We start from the raw sequence: 22,384 nt of genomic DNA on the forward strand, positions 1-22,384 counted from the left end.
CGTTCCCTTACGCGCTGACCCGGCCGCCGGCGGCGGCGAGGATGGCATTGATGATCGGCTCGTAGCCGGTGCAGCGGCAGATGTTGCCGGAGATGGCTTCAATGACCTCGTCGCGGCTCGGCGACGGGTTGCGGTCGAGCAGGGCCTTTGCGGCCATCAGCATGCCCGGGGTGCAATAGCCGCACTGGGCAGCAAAATGGTCGGCAAAGGCGCGCTGGAGCGGATGCAGGTTCGGGCCCTGCTTCATACCGTCAAGTGTCTCGATCGAGCGGCCGGCGACAGTTTCCGCCAGCGTCAGGCAGGAGAGGTGAAGCTCACCGTCGATCAGCACGCTGCAGGTGCCACAGCCGCCCTGGCCGCAACCGAATTTCGGCGTCATGTCGCCGATCAGCTCGCGCAGCGCGACAAGGAGATTGGTGCCGCCGTCGACGAAGATTGCGACGTCGCGGCCATTGTGACGAAATTGCAGGGGGATCTTGGACATGGCGGTCTATTCCTGTCCCGACAGCAGACGGCGCAGATGCACGCCGACGATCTCGCGGCGATACCAGGCGCTGCCGAGCGCATTGTCGGATGGCGATGTTCCTTCGGTCGCGGCGGATGCGGCCGCAGCAATGGTCGCGGCGTCCAGCGAGCGGCCCTCCAGCGCCCGCTCTGCGGCGCGGGCGCGGATCTGGGTCGGTGCCATCGAGCCGAGCGCGATGCGCGCGCCTGCGATCCGTCCGCCGCTGATCGGCAGATGCGCAGCCAGCGTAATGACCGAACCGCCCTTCGGCTTGATGCGCGCGATCTTGCGATAGCGGAATGCTTCGCTGCTTGCCGGCCGGCTGCAGGACACCGACAGTACCAATGTCCCGGCCTGGCGCTCGCGCGCCTGCAAAAACTCCTCGATTTCGATGTCGCGCGAACCGAAGCCGCCTTGCACGGCCACTGTGGCGTCGAGCGCCAGCAGCGCGACGGTGAAATCGCCATAGGGGTTCGGGGCGAAGAGATTGCCACCGACAGTCCCCATGTTGCGCACGGCGGGGCCACCGATCGAGCGAGCCGGGGCATGAAGGAAGCCGAGGTCTCGCTCGGCAAGGACGCGTGCGAATGTGACGCCGGCACCCAGCGTGATGCGCGGGCCGGAGGCATCGATCCGGGTCAACGCCTGGTCCTGGGCGCGGACGACGGTCGAGATCGAGACATCGCCTTCGTTCAGCGCCCGCATCACCAGCGTGCCGCCGCCGAGATAGCGCGCGCTGCGGTCCGAGGACAGCGCGCCGGCCGCCTCGCTGGCGCTGGCGAAAGTCTTCACCGTCACGGCCATCTAGGCGGCCTCCTTCAGATGCCGGCGGATCGCTTCGAACCCGGCCTGGTAAATGTCTTCCGCGACCATGTGCGTGATGCGGTCCGTGTCCTCGGGCTTTGTCGTGAAGCGCGACTCCCAATGCCAGAAGGTGCGATCGCCGTCGGTGACCGGCAGCAGGCGGACATGAGCGACGTAGTTGAACATCGGGATCGGCGTATCGAGCAGGCAATAAGTGAAACTCTGTTCGAGATCCGACAGCGCCAGCAATTGCTCGCGCAGCTCGGCGCCGTCCTTCAACTTGAACCGTCTGATGCAGCCGATCTTGTCGGAAGAATGCGCGCGCTCAATCGAGGAGGTCGCGACCGCCGGATGCCAGCGGTCGTGCCCGTTGAAATCGCGCAGCACCGACCACGCCGCATCGGTCGGTGCGTCCAGGATGGTGCTTTTGACGATATGCGGCACGGTTCTCAGCCTCCGAACACGCGCTTCAGCGCGTCAAAACCGCCCTGAAATACACCGCCGCCGATATTGCCGACGAGCTCGGTCTCCCGCTCCGGCGCACAGTCGAACTCGGCGGTCCATTCCATAAATGTCTGGTCGCCGTCGGTGACGGGCGTCAGCCGCAAGGTTGCGACGTAGTTCTCGACGCCCATCGGGGATTCCAGGATCGAGTAGGTGCAGAACATGTCGTAGTCGGAGAGGCCGAGAAGCTTCTCGCGGATGCGGTCGCCGTTGCGCAGGCGAAAGTCGCGCACACATCCGATCTTGTCCGAGGGCTCGCCGCCCTCGATGCGGCTCTCCGCGATCGCGGGGTGCCAGTTCGGCAGGCCGTTGAAGTCGCGTACCCGCGCCCAGACGCGGTCGTTGCGCGCATTGACGACGGTGGAGACGTAGACGCGGGGCATGGGTCAGACCTCAGCTCTTCTTCCGCGGAGTGCGTTCGGCCGGTGGTTCGCCGCCGCCCTCAGCCGCGGGCGGGGTCGTTGCCGGCTTGTCGCCACCGCCGCCACTCTTGCGCGCGGACTCCTTGATGCCCTGCATGTCGCGGGCTTCGCGGATCAGGCCCGGCATCTTTGCGAGGCTGCCGCCCTCGACACCGATGTCCGCCAGGAGGGAGTCGATCAGCGGCGCCTGCACGCGGTAGCGCAGCGCCGAGTCGATGACCTCGTCGGTGGCGCTGCGACCGCCGTTGCCACCGCCGCCATTGCCGTTGAGGCCGTCGACCTGGAGGATGCGAATGCCTTCGATCTTCTCCATCGGCTTGACGCTCTCCCGCACGATGCCCTCGATCCGGTCGAGCAGTTTTCTGCGGAACAGCGAGTAGCGCGCCTGGTCGGTGAGCACGTTCTCGGCCTCGTTGAGCATGCGCTGCGCCTCGGCCTCGACGGCCGCGCGCACACGCTCGGCTTCAGCGGCGATCCGCGTCTCCTCGGCCTGCTTCTCGGCGATCATGACTTCGACCGTCTTGCGACGCTTTGCGATCTCGCTCTCGCGCGCGGTAATGACGCGCTCGGTCGCCTCGGTGGCCCGCATCCGCGCTTCCTCCGCCATCGCCTTGGCGGCGGACTCCTCCAGCGACTTCTGATGGATCGCGATCGCTTTCTCCATCAGGACCGTCTCGACCTCCTTCTCACGGTTGATCTCGAGCTTGCGCAGCTCGCGCTCGCGGCCAACGCGGGCCTCGTCGAGGCCCCGGTCGGAGGCGATGCGGGCGCGCTCGACCTCCTCACGGGAGGCGATCTCAGCCTCCTGCAGTGACTGGACCCGGGCGACCTCGAGCTGCTCGATCGCGCGGCGGCGCTCGAGGCGGGCGGCTTCGAGCGCCTGCTCGCGCGAGACATCCGTGGTCTCGACCTCCTTGCGGGCGACGATCTCGGCCTGCCGGACCTGGCGATCAGCGTCGATCCGCTCCGACTTCTTCGCTGAGAGTGCGATGACGCGGTCTTCGTCGGCGATCTCGATCGCCTTCTTCTGCTCGATATTGAGCACCTCGCGCTTCTTGGAGGAGTTGATGCGCTCGGCTTCAAGCGCCAGATCGACCACGATGCGCTGGCGCTCGATGGCGTCGCGCCGTTTGAGCTCGGCGGCCTCCAGAACGCCGGTGCGCTCGATCTCCAGCGAACGGGTATCGCGCTCGGCCTGGATGCGCTCGGCTGCGACCGATTTCTCCTGGGCGATGCGGGCCGCCTCGATCGCTTCGCGAGAGGCGATATCGGCTTCCTCGACGGCGCGGTTGCGCGCGATCTCGAGCGAGCGGACGCGCTCTTCCTGGGCGATGCGCGAGGCCTCGGTGGTCTCGCGTGCGGCGATGCCGGCAACTTCAAGCGCCTGGTTGCGCTCGATCTCCAACTTCCGGGTGTTCTGCTCCGCAGCGATGCGCTCGGCGGCAAGCGTCCGCTCCCGGGCGATGCGGGCGGCTTCGACCGCGCGTTGCGCCTCGATCTCGGCCTCCTGGATGGTGCGGACCTGCTGGATCTCCAGCGCGCGGGTGCGCTCGTCGGAGGAGATGCGCTCGACATTGACGATCAGCGTCTGGGCGATGCGCGCCTTCTCGGTGGCCTCGCGTGCCGCAATCTCGGCCTCGTCGACGGCACGGGTGCGCTCGATCTCGCGGCGCCGCGTCTCCTCTTCATTGGCGATGCGGGCGTCGGTGACGACGCGGTCCTGCTGGATCCGGGCCTTCTCGATCGCCTCGCGCGCGGCGATCTCGGCTTCCTCGACGGTGCGCATCCGCTCGATCTCGCGCTGGCGGACCTCGCGTTCGGAAGCAATGCGTGTCGTGTCGATCGAGCGCTGGTTGGCGATCCGGGTCTTCTCGATATCCTCGCGGGCCAGCAGTTCCTTCTCTTCGATGGTGCGGGTGCGCTCGATCTCTTTCTGGCGGGTCTCGCGCTCGGAGGCGATACGGGCCTCGGCAATCGCCTGCTCGTTGGCGATGCGGGAGCGTTCGATGGCCTCGCGCGCCGAGATCTGGGCCTGCTCGGCCTCGGTCTCGCGCAGCGCACGTTCGCGGGCGACTTCCGTGCGCTGAAGCGCGCGGCGCATCTCGATATCGCGTTCCTGCTCGAGGCGCGCGGTCTCGCTCTCGCGCTCGATCTCGAGCGCCTGACGCTCGGCCTCCAGATTGCGGGTGCGGATCTTGATCATCGAGTCCTGCTCGATATCGTTGCGCAGCTTGCGCCGGGCTTCGATGTCCTCCATCAGCTTGGTCAAGCCTTCGGCGTCAAAGCGGTTCGAAGGGTTGAAGAACTCCAGATCGGTCTGGTCGAGATCGGTGATGGCGACGGACTCGAGTTCAAGACCGTTCTGGGCGAGAGCTTCGGCCGCATTGGTTTTGACGCGTGCGACATAGTCGCCGCGCCGTTCGTGCATCTCTTCCAGGGTCATTTCGGATGCGACCGATCGGATCGCGGAGATGAACTTGCCGGCCAGCAGCGCGTGGAGCTGTTCCGGCTCCATGGTGCGACGGCCGAGCGTTGCGGCGGCGATCGAGACCGCTTCACGGGTGGCCTGGACCCGGACATAGAAATCGGCCTCGATGTCGACGCGCATGCGATCGCGCGTGATCACCGCGTCCTGCCGCGAGCGCACGATGCCCATCGGCAGTACGTTCATGTTGACCGGCGTGTAGTCGTGGATGAACGGCAGCACGAAGGCGCCGCCGTTGATCACCACGCGTTCGCCGAGGAAGCCGGTCCGGACGAACGACACCTCCTTGGAGGAGCGGTGATAGAGCCAGTTGACGATGTAGACGCCAACCGCGATCACGATGATCGCGACGATCAGCCAGAGGATGAGCTCGCCGACCAGGATCCCTGACATGTTTCCCTCCCTCAATCTTACAGGCGTTATCGCGCGCCGATCGCCTTGAATTTGCGTACCTGTTCCGTCAGCGCCCGCTCCACCGGCAGCCGCTCCATCGAGGAGGCGCCGTAGAAGCCGTGGCAGTAGCGGGTGTTCTTCATGATGAAATCGGCATCTGCCGGGTCCGCGATCGGGCCGCCATGGGCGAGCACGAGGATGTCCGGATTGACGCTGAGCGCTGCCGAGGCCCAGGTGTCGATGCGCGCCGGGCAGTCCTTCAGCTTGGGCGCAGTCTGCGCGCCGATCGTGCCGCCGGTGGTGAGCCCGAGATGGCAGACGATGATATCAGCGCCGGCAATCGCCATCGCGGCGGCTTCCTTCTCGCTGAAGACGTAAGGCGTCGTCAGCAAATCCTTCTCGCGTGCCTTGGCGATCATGTCGATCTCCAGCGCGTAGGACATGCCGGTTTCTTCGAGATTGGCGCGGAACACGCCGTCGATCAGGCCGACAGTCGGAAAATTCTGCACGCCGGCAAAGCCGAGTGCCTTGAGCTGGTCGAGAAAAACATCCATGTCGCGGAATGGATCGGTGCCGTTGACGCCGGCGAGCACCGGCGTCTTGCTGACCACGGGCAACACTTCGCCTGCCATCTCCAGCACGATGGCATTGGCGTCGCCGTAGGGCATCAGCCCGGCAAGCGAGCCGCGGCCGGCCATGCGGTAGCGGCCGGAATTGTAGATCACGATGAGATCGACACCGCCGGCTTCCTCGCATTTGGCCGATAGGCCGGTGCCGGCGCCGCCGCCGACGATCGGCTCCCCGCGTTTCGCCATCTCGCGAAACCGTTTCAACAATGTCGCGCGTTCAAACCGGGCCATCGGTCACCTCGCTAGTCTCCGGCGCGCCCCGGCGCGTCCGAACAGCGTTCGGAACGCAGCTGTGATGGTCGAGGCGAACTCGGGATCGTTGATGTTCTGCTTGACGCGGATCAGTTGGCGGTTGGCTGTCGCACGCACCGTGCGCTCCAGCGTGCGGAACAGGGCGGCGTCGGCCTCGCCATCCCAGAACGGCTGGCCGCGGGCATCGAGCGCGGAGACGCCCCCCTCGGGCAGAAAGAAGCGCACCGGCCCGTCCATCTGGTTGAGCCGCTCGCCGATCCAGCGGCCCATGCGCTCGTTCTCCTCCACTGTCGTCCGCATCAACGTCACCTGCGGATTGTGGACGTGGAATTTGCGGCCGCGATAGCGCTCGGGAATGGTGTCGGGCGCGCCGAAATTGACCATGTCGAGCGCGCCGACCGAGCCGATATAAGGCAAGCGGGTACGGATGATTGCGCCGAAGCGATCCTCCGTCGCCGGAAATACGCCGCCCATCAGGAGGTCGCAGATCTCGGTGGTGGTGAGATCGATGACGCCGGCGATCTGGCCGGAATCGACCAGCTTCTCCATCGAGCGGCCGCCGACGCCGGTGGCGTGGAAGACGAGGCATTCGAAGTCGTCGCGCAGATCGGCTGCGATCTTCTGCACCGCCGGTGTGGTGACGCCGAACATCGTGATGCCGACTGACGGCAGCCCTGCGCTTGCCGCTCGCTCTCTGGCCTCGCGCTGATCGAGCCGCCCCTTGACCATGCCGGCGATCGCGTTGGCGCCGTTCGACAGCACCGCGCGCGAGATCGAGTTGAGGCCCTGCACGTCGGTGACCGAGTACATCATGGTGATGTCGGCGGGGCCGACATAAGGTGCAACGTCGCCGGAGGCGACCGAGGAAATGATCAGTTTTGGCACGCCCACGGGGAGGGTGCGCATACCGGGTGCGACGAGAGATGCCGCACCCGAGCCGCCAGCGGAAATCACGCCGGCAATATTGCCCTGCCGCTTGATCCAATTGGCGAATGCGTCAGCCATCGCGGTGACTGCAGCACCGCGGTCCGGGCCGAACACGGCCGAGCCGCCGCGGCCGTGATTCAGGGCGATCTCCTGGGCGGAGACATCGCAGGTTGCTTGCTTGCCGCTGGTGGAGACGTCGACCAGCCGCGTACGCAGGCCGCTTTCCTTGATGATGTCGCGGATGAAACGAAGTTCCGTCCCCTTGGTATCGAGCGTGCCGACAACCAGAACGACCGGCGGGCCGGAGGTTTGCGCCGTCACCGGCTCGCGCTTGCGTCGTGCCGTTTCGTCGAGGCGGGCAACCTGCGTCGAGAGCGTGCGCGCGGCGGCTTCGATGCGGCCGATCGGGACCGGCTGCGACCACCGTGTCGGCGGCGTCGGATTGGAGACGTAGATCCGGATCGGGCCGCTGCTGCGTGCAGGCTGCGGGACCGGCTTTGCTTCGCCGCCGGCAGCCGGCGCATCGATGTCGGGTGTGAGCTCCGCATGCAGTCCGACGCCAAGCAGGCGCTGCTGCAGCTCGCGGTCGGCGGACAGCCGCGCAGAATCGATGATGCGGTTGATGCGGCCGTTGACCATGATCGCGACATTGCGCGAGATCGCGGTGGCAACCCCGATGTTCTGCTCGATCACGAGCACGGACATGTCGCCGTCCTCGCCGAGCTGCAGCAGCATTTCCTCGACCTGGGCGACGATGACGGGCGCAAGCCCCTCGGTCGGCTCATCCATGATCAGCAACTGCGGATTGGTCAGCAGCGCACGCGAGATCGCGAGCATCTGCTGCTCGCCGCCGGACAGCTGACCGCCGCCATGATCCTTGCGTTCGGCGAGCCGCGGAAACGTGTCGTAGATGCGCTCGACGGTCCAGGCACCTGACCGCATCCCGCCGGCGAGCCGCAGATGCTCGTCGACGCTGAGCGAGCGCCAGAGCCGCCGGCCCTGCGGCACATAGCCGACGCCGAGCCGCGCGATCTGCGCGGGCGGCCGCCGTGTGATGTCCTCGCCGCGAATGCGGATCGAGCCGCCGCTGACCGGCACGAGGCCCATGATCGCCTTGCACAGCGTGGTCTTGCCCATGCCGTTGCGGCCGACCACCGAGGAGACGCCGGCGTCGAGCGAGAGGTCGACGCCCTGCAGCGCATGCGAATGGCCGTAATAGACGTCGAGGCCTCGGACCTCGAGCGCTGCGGCGGAGCGGCGGACCTCATTCATGGCCGCCTCCGAGATAAAGCTCCTGGACTTCAGGGTCGGACTGGATCTCCTCCGGCACGCCTTCCTTGAAGATTCGGCCGTTGTGCATCATCGTCACGCTCTCGACGACGCGCAGCGCCACGTCCATGTCGTGCTCGATGATGATATAGCCGATATGCGCCGGCAGCGAGGTCAGGATCTCGACCAGCTCGGCCCGCTCGGTCGGCGAGAGACCGGCGGCCGGCTCGTCGAACAGCACGAACCGGGGGGCGCCCGCCAGTGCCAGCGCGATCTCGAGCTGGCGCTGCTGGCCGTGTGCGAGCTCGGCGACGCGCCGATCCTTCACCGCGGCGAGGTGCACGGCCTGCACGAGACCTTCGGCCGCATGCATCAGCGCGTCATTCTGGCCGGGACGCAGGAACGAGAAGCGCCCGCGCGAGACGCCACAGCAGGCGAGGTAGACATTGTCATGCACGGTGAGGCCGGGGAACAGCGCGGAGATCTGATAGGTCCGCCGCAGCCCGCGACGGATGCGCTCATAGGGCGGGAAGTGCGTCACGTCCTCACCGAAGAAGCGGATCGTGCCCGATGTCGGCGGGAAGTCGCCGGTGATGCAGTTGAATAGCGTGGTCTTGCCGGCGCCGTTGGAACCGAGCACGGCGCGCCGCTCGCCGGGGCGCACGGTGATGGTGATGTCGGTCAGCGCCGCGAGCGCGCCGAACAGCCGGGTGACGCCACGCAGCTCCAGCGCTGCGCCCGCGCCGACGGCCGAGAGGCGCTGTGCGACGCTATCCATGGCCGCGCCCTCCGCCCGGGCGATCCGTCTGGATGCTCTGGCGCCAGCGCTGCCAAAGGCCGATCACGCCATCTGACGACCAGAACACGATGGCGAGGAAGCCGAGGCCAATCAGCAACCGGAAACGGTTGCCGTCGAGCCCGATCTTGACCAGGAAGTCGAGCGCAAACGTGCGCAGGAGGACGAAGACGAGTGCGCCGATATAGGGACCGATCGGTCGGGTAATGCCGCCGACGACGGCGATGATGAGAATGTCGATGCAGGCGCCGACGCTGACCGAGCCCGGCGAGATCTGGCGATAGTTCCAGACCTGAAGCACGCCGGCGAGGCCTGCGATGAAGGAGGCCACCGCATAGGCCGCGACGCGGTGTGCATTGACGTTGAAGCCGAGCGCGGCCATGCGGCGCGGATTGTCGCGCACACCCTGCAGCGCCAGGCCGAACGGCGCGCGCGAGATATAGTCGACCGCGAAGTAGCAGAGTGCGGCGACCGCGAGCACGACGTAGTAGAAGGGAATATCCCAGCGCCAGTCGACGCCCCAGAAATGCGGCGTTCCGACATTGTTGATGCCGGTGTGGCCGTTGAAGATCGCCCAGTTCTGGTTGGTGAAGTAGTAGAAGGCCGCGCCGATCGCGAGCGTGATCATGATGGTGTAGATGCCCTCGGTCCGCACCGCGAGCGCGCCGCCGAGTGTGCCGAAGATGGTCGCGAGCGTCAGTGCCATCGGCACCGCCAGCCACCACGGCCAGCCCAGGCTGATATTGGCGTTGTCGCTGGTGCCGAACACCGCGACCATATAGGCGGCAAAGCCCGCGATGGTGAGCTGCATCAGGCTGACCATGCCGCCATAACCGGCCAGGAACATCAGGCTGAGCGCGATGGTGCCGAGGATCAGCGTCGTCGCAAAGATCTCGATCAGGAAGAAGCCATTGGCGATCAGCGGCATGATCAGGAGGATGGCCGCCACGATCCAAGCCGAGGGATTGTTGATGTCGGGCCAGCCGCGTACGGCCGGGCGCTGTGTCGCTGGAGCGGCGGTACGGACCTGAATGCGGGCGTCGTGGGTGACGGACATGTCATCGCCTCGCGAGCAGGCCCTGCGGCCGAAGCGCCAGCACCAGCACCATGATCAGGAACGTCACGACGATGGCATAGGTCGGGATGTAGACCGAGCCGAGCTGCTCGGCGAGGCCGATGATCAGCGCGCCGAGCGCGGCGCCTGGTATCGAGCCCATGCCGCCGACGATCACGACCACGAGGGATGCGAGCAGAAAACGGATGTCCTCGCCGGGGGAGAGCGACTGGAACGTGCCGCCCACGACCCCTGCGATACCGGCAAGCCCGGCGCCGAGCGCGAAGACGAGCACGAAGACGATCTGGATGCGCACGCCGGTTGCGGCAAGGATGTCACGATCGTCGACGCCGGCGCGGATGATCATGCCGATCCGGGTGCGGTTGAGCGCGAGCCACATCGCGATGCCGATGATCACGGAGGCCAGGAAGATCACGAGCCGGACCAGCGGATAGCGCAAATAGACCGGTTCGCCCGAGGATTTCACGGCGGTGATAAGCGGCAGCTCGATCGGGCCGATCAGCCAGTTCGGTGTCTGGATCTGATAGAAGTCGCCGCCGCAAGCCCACAGCATGAGATCGGCGAACACGATCGAAAGCCCGATCGTCACCATGGTTTGGCGCAGGTCCTGGCCCTCCATGCGGCGGAACACAAGGACCTGAAGCAGGACGCCGACCAGCGCCGTCAGGATGAAGGCGACGATGAAGGACAGGATCCAGGAGCCGGTCGAGGCGCTGATGGCGTAACCGACATAGCCGCCGAACAGATAGAGCGAGCCGTGCGCGAGGTTGACGTTGCGCATCAGGCCGAAGATCAGTGTGAAGCCGCTGGCGACGAGGAAATAGAGACCGCCGAGTGTGATGCCGTTGAAGACCGCGTTGAGGAACACCCGCTTGCGGCCGATCGCCTCTTCAAGGCCGGGTGGCCACACCGCAAAGATAAGCCAGAGCGCCACTGCGATCGCGATGATGACGATCAATGCCCAGGCGGGATGGCGCTCGACAAAACGGGTCATGGCTTCACCTCGTGCCCCTTGTGGGCGAGGTCGCACGCAGACCGTCGCCGGCCGCAAGCCCTGCCATGAACGTACGCTCCCTATCGACCGCGATCCTCTTGTCGAGATCGCGTTCCGCACATCCTAATGGGACGCACGGGAGCGCATTTGATCGTGAGTATCTTTTCGCGCACTCGTCAGCCGCGCAAAACCTTGGCCGCGCGGCGATAATCGGTCGGCGCCATGCCGACATTGGCGGCGAAGAAACGGGTGAAACCGCTCTGCGAGGAGAAGCCGAGATCGAAGCCGATATCGGCGATCGGTGCTTCGCTCGCCACCAGTGCCTCCAGCGCGTGCTCCATCATCAGCGTGTTGAGATAGAGGTGGGGGGTAACGCCGGTCTGGGTGCGGAACAGCCGGTAGAAATGCGGCCGCGACAGGCCGGATTCGCGCGCGATGGTGTCGAGCTCGATCTCGGCGCCGGGGCTCTCCGACATCATCTTGATGCACTTGCGCACGCGAAAATCGGTGACGGAACCGCTCGTGCGTGGATCCCGCGTGAGCTCGGCCTGCTGCCAGCTTTCGTCGTAGCAGATGTCGATCAGACTTCTCAGCTCGCCATCGAGGCTATTCAGCGAGGGTGCGCCGCACACAAGGGCGGCTGCGTGCCTGATATGCTTGTCCAGCGCAACCGACCGCGTGAGCTGGGTGCGGCCGAAGCGCAAGCGGTCGGCGCCGGGCGCATCGGGCGCGAACCACTCTGCGTTGACATAGAGCACGAAGAAGACGGCGCCCGCGTCGAGATCGGAGGGGAGGAAATTGTGCGGCTCCCATGGATTGACTGCGACCACGGAACCTTCGTTGAGCTCGTAACGTCCATCGTTGACATCGATGCATGCGGGACGCCCCCCGACATGGAAGATCAAATGACCTTCGCGATGCGCGTGGATGTTGAAGGGGCGGTTCAACTGATAGACCGTCGCCCGGCCAAAGCGGCCGTGGAAGACGGCGAGCGCCCGGCTCATGCCTTCTCTCCCAGAAGCTTTTGTCTTTTTTTGATAGCGTTCAACAACCGGGGAGAGAATGCAAGGGCGCACGTGTCGCGCTCTTTGCAAATCTCTCCCCGATCAGTCATGGCGTCGCTGATGCGACTACGTCAGTACTTCTTACATTCCGGTACTGTACGGCTTGGCAAACCGATCTTGGCGAACACGGCCGGGTCGTAGCCCAGCGTCTGGTTCACGTTCGGGATCACCTTCACGACTTTCGAGAACAGCGCGCCCTTGCCGTCGTCGACCACTTCAGTGACGAAGTTGGTGCCGATCGCCTGGCGGTTGGCGTCGAGCTTGATCTTGCCGTTGGGCGCATCGAGCTCGATCTTCGCCAGCGCGGCCTTGTACTTGGACTGGTTGTCGCTGAGATCGCCATTGACCTGACGCAGCGCCAGGATCAGCGCCATGGTCGAGCCGTAATAGTTGGTGGCGAGCAGCGACGGGCTCGGGAAGCGCTTGTTCGGCGGGAAGGCGTCCTGATAGTCCTTCACGAACTTCTGCCAACCCGGGTCCTCCCAGGTGTCGGCCTGGCCGCTCGCGGCCAGCGTGCCGACCAGCGCGTTCTTGGCGTTGCCCTTGGATGACAAAATGGTCTGGTCGATCATGATCGACCCGCCCATCAGATGCGCCTTGCCGCCGGCCTGCTGGTACTGGTTGAGGAAGTTGACAGCATCGGCGCCGCCGAGACCGAGATAGATTGCATCGACGTCGTCGGGCAGGGCGGCGATGACCGAAGCGAAATCCTTGGTGCCGAGCGGCACCCATTGCCGGTTGGTGACCTGTCCGCCGGCGCCGCAGAACTCGAGCACGAGGCCGAACACCTGGGTGTAGATGAAGGAGTAGTCCTCGCCGACGGTCGCGATCTTGCGATACTTCTTCTCGTCATAAGCGTATTTGCCGAGGCCGACCTGCCACTGCGCGCCGTCCATATTGTAGCGGAAGAAGTTCGGGGCCGGATCGACATAGGTCGTTTCCTGGGCGCCGGAGGCCGCGTTGATGAAGGTCAGCTCCGGATGGGTCTTTGCAAAATTCTTGACCGCGATGCCCTCGTCACCTGACAGCGGCGACAGCAGGATCTGCACCTTGTCCTGCTCGATCAGCTTTCGCACCGCACGGACGGCGGAGTCGGGTGTCGCGTCGGTCGAGGCGATGACGAATTCGAGCTCCTTGTCGCCGACCTTCTTGCCGAGCACGTTGAGTGCGGTCTGGAAGCCGCGAATGCCGTCCTCGCCCAGCACGGTGTAGGTGCCTTCGAGCGTCGCAGTGACGCCGACCTTGATCTTCTCCTGTGCGAAGGCGGTGCCCGACAACAACAGGCTGCTCAACGCGATCAGTCCTAGACTGCCTTTCAACATTGCTCTCCTCCCTGGGGCGTTCTTGTCGCTGTTTTTCACCGCATCCTTGCGCGGCCGCCGCGCGGTGCGACGTTTTTGCAAGACCAACGGTTCTTGAGGTGGAGGCTAGCCGAACTCGGATGCGGCGCATGCGTCGGAGCCCTTCGCGGCTTAACGGGCAGTCTCATTTTGAATGGTGCGTCGCAAATCGTTCCGCGGTGCAATGTCGCGCGTCTTCGACACTGAGATCAACATTGCGGATCGACACTCCCTCCATGTCGAGAGCCAGGCGATGCGAGGCGGCGCAACTTCGCACGCAACCAGCACTTGCATGGTCGCCGATCCCGGTCAGGGGCGACGGCTGCGTGCTTCGCCACCTGAGACCGCCCGGAGCGCGACCGGGGCCAGCAGTCATTTCAGCCGGCTCCAACACGCGATCTGCCATTGACAGGTCGCTCGATGTGATAGAATTATAACAAGATAAGTTGCAAAAATAACAAGATGTCACCATCGTACCAGCATCGCGCAGGGCCGACGGGAGGAAAGTTTGGAATTGTCCGGTTCGGGTACAGCAGGGCCTGGGACGTCGACCTCGCTTGTGACGGTCAGTGGCATCAACAAGCGCTTTGGCGGCGTGCGAGCGCTACGCGACGTCAACCTCGAGGTCCGTGCCGGCGAGGTGCACGCGCTGCTGGGCGAGAACGGCGCGGGAAAATCCACGCTGATCAAGATCCTCAGCGGTGTTCATGCCCTCGACAGCGGCACGATCGAGATCGCCGGCAGGCCGGTAGAATTCGACAGCCCGGCGAAGTCGCGCGAGGCGGGGATCGCCGTCGTCTATCAGGACCTCAGCCTCGTCGAATCCTTGAGCGTTGCGGACAATCTGTTGCTCGGCCGCGAGCCGCGCGCACGTTTCGGCTTCGTGCGGCAGCGCGCGCTGATGGCCAGGGCCGAGGCGTTCCTGAACGAGCTCGGCATTCCCCTGGATACGAGAGCGACTGTCGGCTCGCTGCCTTTCGCCTATCGCCAGATGACGGAGATCGCCAAGGCGCTGATGGGCGAGGTTCGGCTTCTGATCCTCGATGAGCCGACCTCCTCGCTGACATCGGATGAGGTGCGGATCCTGTTCGATGCGATCGGGAAGGCGACGCGCCGTGGGGTAGGCGTGATCTATGTAACCCACCGGCTCAATGAGGTCTTCGAGATCTCGCAGCGCGTGACGGTGCTGCGCGATGGCGCCAACGCCGGCACGTTTGTCACCGCCGAGACCGACATGAAGCGGCTGGTGAACGCCATCGTCGGAACCGACCGATTGGCATCCCCTGGCCGGCGCACCGAACCTGCCACGAAGCGTGAATTGGATCCGTCGCCGGTCCTGGCGCTGTCGGATGTGTCCAACGACCGGCTTCGCGCCGTCGATCTGTCCGTGTTGAAGGGCGAGATCCACGGGCTCGCCGGGTTGATCGGCAGCGGACGCACGGAGATTCTGGAGACAGTGTTTGGCCTCAGGCCGATCGAGAGCGGCGCGATCGAGATCGAGGGCCGGCGATGGCTGCCGGCAGGGCCTGCCGATGCGATCGAGCAGGGCATCGCGCTGGTGCCGGAAGACCGGCACGTGCAGGGTCTGGTGCTGGACCATTCGATCGAACGAAACGTCACCTTGCCGCGGATTCCCCATTTCTCGCGCTGGGGCTGGATGCAGCAACGCGCCGCCGCCAGGCGTGCGGAAACCGCAGTCGCCAGGCTTTCGGTGAAAGCGCCGGGCGCGTTCAGCCTGGTCAGGACACTCTCCGGCGGCAATCAGCAAAAGGTCGTGTTCGGAAAATGGAATGATCCGCGGCCGCGCGTGCTGCTCCTGGACGAACCGACGGTTGGCGTCGACGTGGGCGCACGCGAGGAAATCTATGCCGTGATCCGGAACGCCGTCCGCGACGGCAGCGGGGTCCTGGTCGTCTCGTCAGATCTCGTCGAACTGATCGAGCTCTGCGACCGCATCTCCGTGATCGTGAACGGGCGTGTGGCTCGTACGCTGTCGCGCGGCGAGATCGATGATGCCGAAGAGCTGCATCATCTCCTCCAGATGTACCAGGCCTCCGGGCTAGGCCACTTGCAAGAGCTTCCCGCATGACCGAACTGACTGCTCCCAACGTGGTCGCCGCGTCGACCCGATCCGATCGCCGCCGCAGAATTCTGCAGAATCTGCTGCGGGGCGAGCGGCCGTACATGCTGTACATCGCCTTCGTGATCCTGCTGGTGGTGTTCAGCCTGTCCTCGCCCTGGTTCCTCTCGGTCGATAATTTCCTGAACATCGGGCGCCAGACCACGCTGGTGTCGATCATCGCGGTCGGCATGACCTTCATCATCATCGCGCGTCAGATCGATCTGTCGGTTGCCTCGACGTTGGCGCTATCAGGCATGGCGGCCGCGCTCGCGATGAGCCAGATCAACAACAGCTGGATCGTGGGCGCCGTGGCCGGGCTCGGCACCGGCGCGCTGGTCGGGCTGCTCAACGGCATCCTGACCACGCAGCTATCGATCCCGTCCTTCCTGGTGACGCTGGGCTCGCTGAGCATGGCGCGGGGACTGGCGATGATGGTGACCAATACCAAGCCGGTGATCATCACCAACGAGACCTATTTCGCGATTTTTGGGGAAGGCACGTTCCTCGGCATACCGGTTCCGATCGCCTGGACATTGGCGGCGATGATCGTCGGCATCCTGCTGCTGCACTACAACGTGTTCGGCCGTCGCATCTATGCGGTCGGCGGCAACCCGACCGCAGCACTCTATTCCGGCATCAACACCAAGCGGGTCACGACAGCGGCCTTTGTCCTGACCGGCACGCTGGCTGGCCTTGCGGCTCTGGTGCTGTCGGCGCGTTCACATGCCGCACGGCCAGATGTTGTGCAGGGCATGGAGCTCGACGTCATCGCCGCGGTGATCCTCGGTGGCTGCAGCCTGTTTGGCGGGCGCGGCTACATCCTGGGAACGCTGTTCGGCAGCCTGATCATCGGAACGCTCAACAATGGCCTTGTTCTGCTCGGCGTGAGCTCGCCGATGCAGCTCGTTATCAAGGGCGCGATCATCGTTGCCGCGGTTGCTTTCACGAAACGCTAGTCGAAGTCAGGCGCGGCGCATGAGCCAAAAGTTCATCGCGCTGCGCGGGTAGGGGCAAGGTCGCTGGCCCTCCGGTGAATCGGCGACCAAAAAATGGAGGAAACAATGAAACCAATCTTGCGACAAACCTTGCCTTTGCAAACCTTGTCTTTGACCGTGTTGATGGCTGCCGCTGCGGCGGTCTCGATCGTTCCCTCGGCTCGCGCCGAAGTGCCCGCGACCTGCGTCAAGGGCGTCGATCTCGCGACGCTCGGGCCGAAATCAATCGTCGGCCAGGGACCCCACGGCGAGAAGGCGGCTTCCCCCGAGGTGCTCGCACTGTCGGAGGCCGACGCCGCCAAGATCAAGGAGAAGCACTTCAAGGTCGGCATCTCCATGCAGACGGTCAACCTCGACTGGTCGCAGCTCCAGATCCAGGGCATCACTGATACGCTGAAGAAGTACGGCGTGACGGTAACGGGCGTCGCATCCGCCGAATATCAGGTGGACAAGCAGATCGCCGATATCGAGAACACCATCCAGCAGCATCCGGATGGAATCATTTCGATCCCGGTCGATTTCACCGCGACCGCGCCGACCTACAAGAAGATCGCCAAAGCCGGCATCAAGCTCGTCCTGATGGACAGCATCCCGACCGGCCTGAAGCATCCCGAGGAATATGCGACGATGGTTTCGGCCGATAGCCAGGGCAATGGCCAGATTGCGGCACAGATTCTGGCGTCCTGCATGGCGCAGGGCGGCACCATTGGTCTCGTCAATTTCGGCGTCGACTATTTCAGCACCAACGAGCGCACCAAGGGCGTGCGGGAATGGATGAAAGCAAACCGGCCCGACATCAAGATGAAGCAGGTCGATTTCACCGATCCGCCGAAGGTCTCGCAGATCGCGGGCGACTTCCTGACCGGCAACCCCGACGTCAAGGGACTGTACGCGGTGTGGGATCAACCGGCGCTCGACACGTTGAGCTCGATGCGGGCCCAGGGCATCGATATTCCCATGACGACGGTCGACCTCGGCCTGCAATCGGCGATCGAAATTGCCAAGGGCGGTCCGCTGAAGGCGACCGGCTCGCAGCGTCCCTACGATCAGGGCGTCGCCGAGGCGTTGGCGATGATGAATGCGCTACTGGGTAAGGAAACGCCCGGCTGGGTCGGTGTGCAGTCGCTGCCGGTGACGCAGTCGAACGTGCTGGAATCCTACAAGACCGTCTTCAAGAAAGACCCGCCGGCCGAGCTGACGGATGCCTGCAACAAGGCGAAGCCCGCCTGCAACTAGCCTGTAATATCGATGCGCGGTTCCGAGGGAGCGCGCATCGTTCCGGCAGACCTGATCCGGGCGAACCAGCCCCCGTCCGGATCAGGCTGCGCTGGTGACGTACTCGACGGGAAGGCTGCGGAAGTGCTTGCGCGTGTCTGCCGGCACGGAGCCACCGACGATGATCCGCGAGAACGAGCTGACGTCGGAGAAGAACGCCGGCTTGAGGCTGCCGAGCTTGCTGGCATCGACCACGAGGATGCTCTCCATCGCGGTGGCAATGACGGCCTGCTTGATGGCGACTTCGTGAAAATTCGAGCAGCTCGCGCCGCGGGTCCAGTGCAGGCCGCCGGCTGAGATGAATGCCTTGTTGACCCCGAGCCGCCGCAGATAGGAAAGGCCGTCATCCGACGAGAACGACTGCGACGACGGATGGTAGAGCCCGCCCATCAGCATCACTTGCGTCGCCGGACGGTGGGTGACGATCGAGGCGACGTTCAGCGAATAGCAGATCACCGAAAGAGGCATGTCCTCAGGCAGGCAATCCGCCAGCGACTGCATCGTAGTGCCGCAATCGATGAAGATGGTGTCGCCTTCCTTGATCGAGGCGGCTGCCGATCGGCAGGCGAGGCGCTTGTCCTGCGTATGCTGGTCGATTTCCTGTTCGAATGTGTACTTGATCCCGGTCGGCGACGCCGCGTTGACGACGTAGCCGCCGAGCAAAGCGAGCGCCGCCTCGGGCCCGGCAAGGTCGCGCCTGACCGTCATCTCCGACACCTTCAGCAGTTCTGCGGCGTCCTTCAGATGCAGTGCGCCGCTCGTCTCGACGGCACGGCGCAGCCGTTGCAGCCGCTGGACGCGGGTCTCGCTGGGGCGTGCGGTCGGTACTTCAGTCATTTTCGTCACCGAGCTTGCTTATCCGGTTGACAATGATCTTACAATGATGTGAGTTCGGCAACGTCAATTTGTTACAATAATAACATCTAGCCCGAAGGGCGTTTTGCTGTCCGCGATGGCAGGCAGCAGAAGCTCCAGCGGGCAAGGGATGGGAGGATCGCATGTTGCAATCGGCACATTCAGTCTATCTGCCGTTTCAGCCGATTCGCTAGCATTGCACGGCGTACCGATGGCGCAGGGCGTCTTGATATCAAATCCATCCGCGGTGCCGGCGCCGCCACATGCGCGGGATCACAATCGTCCGCATCCGATCGCGCGCAACAGCGGCCGCGCGCTCGAAATGGACTGGGTCGATGAGATCAGGATCAATCTGTCCGCCGCCGAGCGCCGCGTTGCGAGCCTGCCCGGCCGACGCACCGTCAAGAAGGATGCGCAGGCGGCGTGGCTGCTCAAGGCGATCACCTGCATCGACCTGACGACACTCAACGGCGACGATACGACCGAACGCGTGAAGCGCCTCTGCGCCAAGGCGAGGGCGCCGGTGCGAAGCGACCTCCTCGAGGCACTCGGCTTTGCCGGACGCGGGCTGCACACCGGCGCGATCTGCGTCTATCACCGCTTCGTCGCAACCGCGGTCGAAGCGCTCGATGGGTATGACATTCCGGTCGCTGCGGTGTCGACCGGATTTCCTGCAGGCCTCGTGCCGCACGATCTGAAACTCAAGGAGATCGAGGCGTCCGTCAGGGACGGCGCGCAGGAAATCGACATCGTCATCACGCGTGAGCATGTGCTGACCGGAGATTGGCGCGCTCTCTACGCCGAGGTCCGGGATTTCCGCGCGGCCTGCGGTGATGCGCATCTGAAGACGATCCTGGCAACCGGTGACCTCAAAACGCTGCGCAACGTCGCCAAGGCCTCGATGGTGTGCATGATGGCCGGCGCTGACTTCATCAAGACATCCACCGGCAAGGAAGGCGTCAATGCCACGCTGCCGGTGACGCTCGCGATGCTGCGCATGATCAGGGTCTATGAGGAGCGTACCGGCTTCAAGATCGGCTTCAAGCCGGCCGGCGGAATCTCGACGGCGAAGGATGTGCTCAACTACCAGTTCCTGATGAAGGAGGAGTTGGGGCGCGATTGGCTCGAGCCGGATCTGTTCCGCGTCGGCGCCTCGAGCCTGCTCGCCGACATCGAGCGGCAGCTTGAGCATCACGTCACCGGCCGCTACTCGGCCTTCAACCGTCATCCCGTGGGCTGAGCATGAGTATCGCACATTATTACGAGACCATGGATTATGGTCCCGCCCCCGAGGCGGACGGCGAGGCGCGCGCCTGGCTGAAGCGGCACGATGCGACGTTCGGGCATTTCATTGCCGGCAAATTCGTCGCGCCGGCTTCGGGCAAGCATCTGACGACGATCGAGCCGGCCACCGGCAAGACGCTGGCCAAACTCGCGCAGGGCGCCGCTGCGGACGTCGAGGCTGCCGTCGGCGCCGCGCGTTTCGCGCAGGCGTCATGGGCAAAGCTCGGTGGTCACGGTCGTGCCCGTCATCTCTATGCGCTCGCGCGCATGCTGCAGCGTCATGCGCGTCTGTTCGCGGTGCTGGAAGCGATCGACAATGGCAAGCCAATCCGGGAAACCCGCGATCTCGACGTGCCGCTCGCTGCGCGCCACTTCCTGTATCACGCCGGTTGGGCGCAATTGCAGGAGCGCGAATTCGCCGACCACGTCCCGGTCGGTGTGATCGGCCAGATCATCCCCTGGAACTTTCCGCTGCTGATGTTGGCCTGGAAGATCGCGCCCGCGCTGGCGACAGGCAACACCGTGGTGTTGAAGCCGGCAGAGTTCACGTCGCTCACCGCGCTGCTGTTCGCCGAGCTCGCGGCGGAAGCCGGCCTGCCGCCCGGCGTGTTCAATGTGGTGACGGGTGATGGTGCCACCGGCGCTTTGCTCGTCGAAAGTCCTGGTGTCGACAAGATCGCCTTCACCGGGTCGACCGAGGTCGGCCGGTTGATCCGTCAGTCGACCGCAGGCAGCGGCAAGTCGCTGACGCTCGAGCTCGGCGGCAAGTCGCCGTTCATCGTGTTCGACGACGCCGACATTGATGGCGCCGTCGAAGGCGTGGTCGATGCGATCTGGTTCAACCAGGGCCAGGTTTGTTGCGCCGGATCGCGGCTGTTGTTGCAGGAAGGGATCGCGGAGACATTCCGCAAGCGCCTGATCCGCCGCATGGAGACGCTGCGCGTGGGCCCGCCGCTCGACAAGGCGATCGACATGGGCGCGGTGGTCGCACCGGTGCAGCTCGAGCGGATCAAGGCGCTGGTCGAAACCGGCGTCAAGGAGGGCGCCGAGAAGTATCAGGCGCCGGGGCCGATCCCGACCGAGGGCTGTTTCTATCCCCCGACCTTGCTCTGGAACGTACATCCGTCATCGACGGTGGCGATCGAGGAGATCTTTGGCCCGGTGCTGGTCGCGATGACGTTCCGTACACCTGATGAGGCGGTGATGCTCGCCAACAACACGCGCTATGGCCTTGCCGCCAGCGTGTGGAGCGAGACCATCGGCCTGGCGCTCGATATCGCGCCAAAACTTCAGGCCGGCGTGGTCTGGGTCAATGCGACCAATTTGTTCGATGCCAGCGTCGGCTTCGGCGGCTATCGCGAGTCCGGCTTCGGCCGCGAGGGCGGCCGGGAAGGCCTCACCGAATATCTCAAGCCGAAGGCCTGGGCCGGGCGGAAGGCGCGGGCGAAGGTGCCGCTGCCATCCCCGGTGGCTTCGACCGGCAGCGCCGGATTTGGCACGCCGTCGATCGACCGAACCGCCAAGCTGTTTGTCGGTGGCAAGCAAGTCCGTCCTGATGGAAATTATTCCCGCGCGGTGCTGTCGCCGAAGGGGCGGCACCTCGGCGAAGCCGGCGAGGGCAATCGCAAGGATATCCGTAACGCGGTGGCCGCCGCGCGCTCGGCCGAGGGGTGGGCGCGGGCGACGACGCATAATCGCGCCCAAATCCTCTACTACCTTGCCGAGAATCTGTCCGCGCGTGGCGACGAGTTCGCCCGGCGCATCGGTGACATGACCGGCGTTTCGCCCGCCAAGGCGCGCGCGGAGGTCGAGGCGAGTATTGAGCGGCTGTTCAGCTATGGGGCCTGGGCCGACAAATACGAGGGGACGATCCATGCGCCGCCGTTGCGCGGCGTGGCGCTTGCCATGCACGAGCCGATCGGCGTGGTTGGCGTGGCCTGTCCCGACGAGGCCCCGTTGCTGGGCTTCATCAGCCTGGTGGCACCGTTGATTGCGATGGGCAACCGCATCGTCGCCGTCCCGAGCGAGCGGCATCCGCTTGCCGCGACCGATTTCTACCAGGTGCTGGAGACCTCGGACGTGCCGGCAGGCGTCGTCAATATCGTCACCGGCGAGCGCGATGCGCTTGCAAAGGTCCTTGCCGAGCATGACGACGTCGATGCGCTCTGGGTGTTCGGCTCGCAGGAGGCCTCGACGGCGGCGGAGCGGCTGTCGGTCGGCAACCTCAAGCGTACGCTGGTCGACCACGGGCTGGCGCTCGATTGGTACGACCGGGCGGCGAGCGAAGGTCCGATCCTGCTCCGTCATGCGGTACAGGTGAAGAACATCTGGATTCCTTACGGGGACTAAAGACGTCACCTTGCGGTGATATGGGTTGGCACCCGAACCATAAGA

Annotated in this window: 18 protein-coding genes; 5 read left to right on the plus strand and 13 right to left on the minus strand. The window is 64.8% G+C overall.

The window, feature by feature from the left end:
* Window positions 1-7 precede the first annotated feature (7 nt).
* The 12 genes from ACLFLU_RS15880 to ACLFLU_RS15935 form a co-directional block, all read right to left on the minus strand.
* Window positions 8-484: a (2Fe-2S)-binding protein gene (locus tag ACLFLU_RS15880; RefSeq protein ID WP_018318070.1), complete on the minus strand. Its 477-nt coding sequence runs from the start codon at window positions 482-484 to the stop codon at window positions 8-10.
* Window positions 485-490: 6 nt separating this feature from the next.
* Window positions 491-1,309: an FAD binding domain-containing protein gene (locus ACLFLU_RS15885; RefSeq protein ID WP_426413106.1), complete on the minus strand. Its 819-nt coding sequence runs from the start codon at window positions 1,307-1,309 to the stop codon at window positions 491-493.
* Window positions 1,310-1,753 carry an SRPBCC family protein gene (locus tag ACLFLU_RS15890; protein ID WP_426413107.1) on the minus strand — a complete coding sequence of 148 codons (444 nt, stop codon included), beginning with the start codon at window positions 1,751-1,753 and terminating at the stop codon, window positions 1,310-1,312.
* A gap of 5 nt (window positions 1,754-1,758) precedes the next feature.
* Entirely contained in the window at window positions 1,759-2,196 is a 438-nt protein-coding gene (locus ACLFLU_RS15895) for an SRPBCC family protein (RefSeq protein ID WP_008140518.1), read from the minus strand.
* Window positions 2,197-2,206: 10 nt separating this feature from the next.
* On the minus strand, window positions 2,207-5,113 hold the full coding sequence (locus ACLFLU_RS15900; RefSeq protein ID WP_426413108.1) for a flotillin domain-containing protein: 2,907 nt from the start codon (window positions 5,111-5,113) through the stop codon (window positions 2,207-2,209).
* Window positions 5,114-5,139: 26 nt separating this feature from the next.
* Complete coding sequence (locus tag ACLFLU_RS15905; RefSeq protein WP_234681048.1) at window positions 5,140-5,973, minus strand: phosphoenolpyruvate hydrolase family protein; 834 nt, start codon at window positions 5,971-5,973, stop codon at window positions 5,140-5,142.
* Between the two features lie 3 nt (window positions 5,974-5,976).
* Window positions 5,977-8,193, minus strand: a complete 2,217-nt coding sequence (locus tag ACLFLU_RS15910; RefSeq protein ID WP_426413109.1) for an ABC transporter permease — start codon at window positions 8,191-8,193, stop codon at window positions 5,977-5,979.
* A complete protein-coding gene (locus tag ACLFLU_RS15915; RefSeq protein WP_426413110.1) occupies window positions 8,186-8,968 on the minus strand; it encodes an ABC transporter ATP-binding protein in 783 nt (260 codons plus the stop codon). The genes ACLFLU_RS15910 and ACLFLU_RS15915 overlap by 8 nt, the downstream gene beginning before the upstream one ends.
* Window positions 8,961-10,043, minus strand: coding sequence for a branched-chain amino acid ABC transporter permease (locus ACLFLU_RS15920; RefSeq protein ID WP_426413111.1), 1,083 nt, complete (start codon window positions 10,041-10,043; stop codon window positions 8,961-8,963). The genes ACLFLU_RS15915 and ACLFLU_RS15920 overlap by 8 nt, the downstream gene beginning before the upstream one ends.
* A gap of 1 nt (window position 10,044) precedes the next feature.
* The gene (locus ACLFLU_RS15925) at window positions 10,045-11,055 is read right to left on the minus strand and encodes a branched-chain amino acid ABC transporter permease (protein ID WP_426413112.1); all 1,011 of its coding nucleotides are present in this window, start codon (window positions 11,053-11,055) and stop codon (window positions 10,045-10,047) included.
* A gap of 176 nt (window positions 11,056-11,231) precedes the next feature.
* Window positions 11,232-12,059 carry an AraC family transcriptional regulator gene (locus ACLFLU_RS15930; RefSeq protein WP_426413113.1) on the minus strand — a complete coding sequence of 276 codons (828 nt, stop codon included), beginning with the start codon at window positions 12,057-12,059 and terminating at the stop codon, window positions 11,232-11,234.
* A gap of 131 nt (window positions 12,060-12,190) precedes the next feature.
* A complete protein-coding gene (locus tag ACLFLU_RS15935) occupies window positions 12,191-13,441 on the minus strand; it encodes an ABC transporter substrate-binding protein (RefSeq protein WP_200468655.1) in 1,251 nt (416 codons plus the stop codon).
* 526 nt (window positions 13,442-13,967) lie between these two features.
* Between ACLFLU_RS15935 and ACLFLU_RS15940 the strand changes: the two genes are divergently transcribed.
* The 3 genes from ACLFLU_RS15940 to ACLFLU_RS15950 all read left to right on the plus strand — a co-directional run bounded on the left by ACLFLU_RS15940 (window position 13,968) and on the right by ACLFLU_RS15950 (window position 17,812).
* On the plus strand, window positions 13,968-15,548 hold the full coding sequence (locus ACLFLU_RS15940) for a sugar ABC transporter ATP-binding protein (RefSeq protein WP_426413114.1): 1,581 nt from the start codon (window positions 13,968-13,970) through the stop codon (window positions 15,546-15,548).
* Window positions 15,545-16,537: an ABC transporter permease gene (locus ACLFLU_RS15945; RefSeq protein ID WP_426413115.1), complete on the plus strand. Its 993-nt coding sequence runs from the start codon at window positions 15,545-15,547 to the stop codon at window positions 16,535-16,537. The genes ACLFLU_RS15940 and ACLFLU_RS15945 overlap by 4 nt, the downstream gene beginning before the upstream one ends.
* Window positions 16,538-16,699: 162 nt before the next feature.
* On the plus strand, window positions 16,700-17,812 hold the full coding sequence (locus ACLFLU_RS15950; protein WP_426413116.1) for a substrate-binding domain-containing protein: 1,113 nt from the start codon (window positions 16,700-16,702) through the stop codon (window positions 17,810-17,812).
* A gap of 81 nt (window positions 17,813-17,893) precedes the next feature.
* Here the strand turns inward: ACLFLU_RS15950 and ACLFLU_RS15955 are convergent, their stop codons facing one another.
* Window positions 17,894-18,688, minus strand: a complete 795-nt coding sequence (locus ACLFLU_RS15955) for a DeoR/GlpR family DNA-binding transcription regulator (RefSeq protein WP_426413117.1) — start codon at window positions 18,686-18,688, stop codon at window positions 17,894-17,896.
* Between the two features lie 229 nt (window positions 18,689-18,917).
* Here ACLFLU_RS15955 and deoC point away from each other — a divergent pair, with 229 nt between their 5' ends.
* A complete protein-coding gene (gene deoC, locus ACLFLU_RS15960) occupies window positions 18,918-19,946 on the plus strand; it encodes a deoxyribose-phosphate aldolase (RefSeq protein ID WP_426413118.1) in 1,029 nt (342 codons plus the stop codon).
* Window positions 19,947-19,948: 2 nt separating this feature from the next.
* Entirely contained in the window at window positions 19,949-22,339 is a 2,391-nt protein-coding gene (locus ACLFLU_RS15965; protein WP_426413119.1) for an aldehyde dehydrogenase family protein, read from the plus strand.
* Window positions 22,340-22,384 lie beyond the last annotated feature (45 nt).

It is taken from the genome of Bradyrhizobium ganzhouense, from assembly GCF_049949285.1.
GTDB classification, from domain to species: Bacteria; Pseudomonadota; Alphaproteobacteria; order Rhizobiales; family Xanthobacteraceae; genus Bradyrhizobium; species Bradyrhizobium ganzhouense.

Coding starts and splice junctions, on each gene's coding strand:
- ACLFLU_RS15885 (WP_426413106.1), bottom strand. CDS start 1,309: ATGGCCGTGACGGTGAAGACTTTCGCCAGCGCCAGCGAGGCGGCCGGC.
- ACLFLU_RS15910 (WP_426413109.1), bottom strand. CDS start 8,193: ATGAATGAGGTCCGCCGCTCCGCCGCAGCGCTCGAGGTCCGAGGCCTC.
- deoC (WP_426413118.1), top strand. CDS start 18,918: ATGGCGCAGGGCGTCTTGATATCAAATCCATCCGCGGTGCCGGCGCCG.
- ACLFLU_RS15935 (WP_200468655.1), bottom strand. CDS start 13,441: ATGTTGAAAGGCAGTCTAGGACTGATCGCGTTGAGCAGCCTGTTGTTG.
- ACLFLU_RS15950 (WP_426413116.1), top strand. CDS start 16,700: ATGGCTGCCGCTGCGGCGGTCTCGATCGTTCCCTCGGCTCGCGCCGAA.
- ACLFLU_RS15915 (WP_426413110.1), bottom strand. CDS start 8,968: ATGGATAGCGTCGCACAGCGCCTCTCGGCCGTCGGCGCGGGCGCAGCG.
- ACLFLU_RS15930 (WP_426413113.1), bottom strand. CDS start 12,059: ATGAGCCGGGCGCTCGCCGTCTTCCACGGCCGCTTTGGCCGGGCGACG.
- ACLFLU_RS15895 (WP_008140518.1), bottom strand. CDS start 2,196: ATGCCCCGCGTCTACGTCTCCACCGTCGTCAATGCGCGCAACGACCGC.
- ACLFLU_RS15965 (WP_426413119.1), top strand. CDS start 19,949: ATGAGTATCGCACATTATTACGAGACCATGGATTATGGTCCCGCCCCC.
- ACLFLU_RS15955 (WP_426413117.1), bottom strand. CDS start 18,688: ATGACTGAAGTACCGACCGCACGCCCCAGCGAGACCCGCGTCCAGCGG.
- ACLFLU_RS15925 (WP_426413112.1), bottom strand. CDS start 11,055: ATGACCCGTTTTGTCGAGCGCCATCCCGCCTGGGCATTGATCGTCATC.
- ACLFLU_RS15920 (WP_426413111.1), bottom strand. CDS start 10,043: ATGTCCGTCACCCACGACGCCCGCATTCAGGTCCGTACCGCCGCTCCA.
- ACLFLU_RS15900 (WP_426413108.1), bottom strand. CDS start 5,113: ATGTCAGGGATCCTGGTCGGCGAGCTCATCCTCTGGCTGATCGTCGCG.
- ACLFLU_RS15880 (WP_018318070.1), bottom strand. CDS start 484: ATGTCCAAGATCCCCCTGCAATTTCGTCACAATGGCCGCGACGTCGCA.
- ACLFLU_RS15945 (WP_426413115.1), top strand. CDS start 15,545: ATGACCGAACTGACTGCTCCCAACGTGGTCGCCGCGTCGACCCGATCC.
- ACLFLU_RS15905 (WP_234681048.1), bottom strand. CDS start 5,973: ATGGCCCGGTTTGAACGCGCGACATTGTTGAAACGGTTTCGCGAGATG.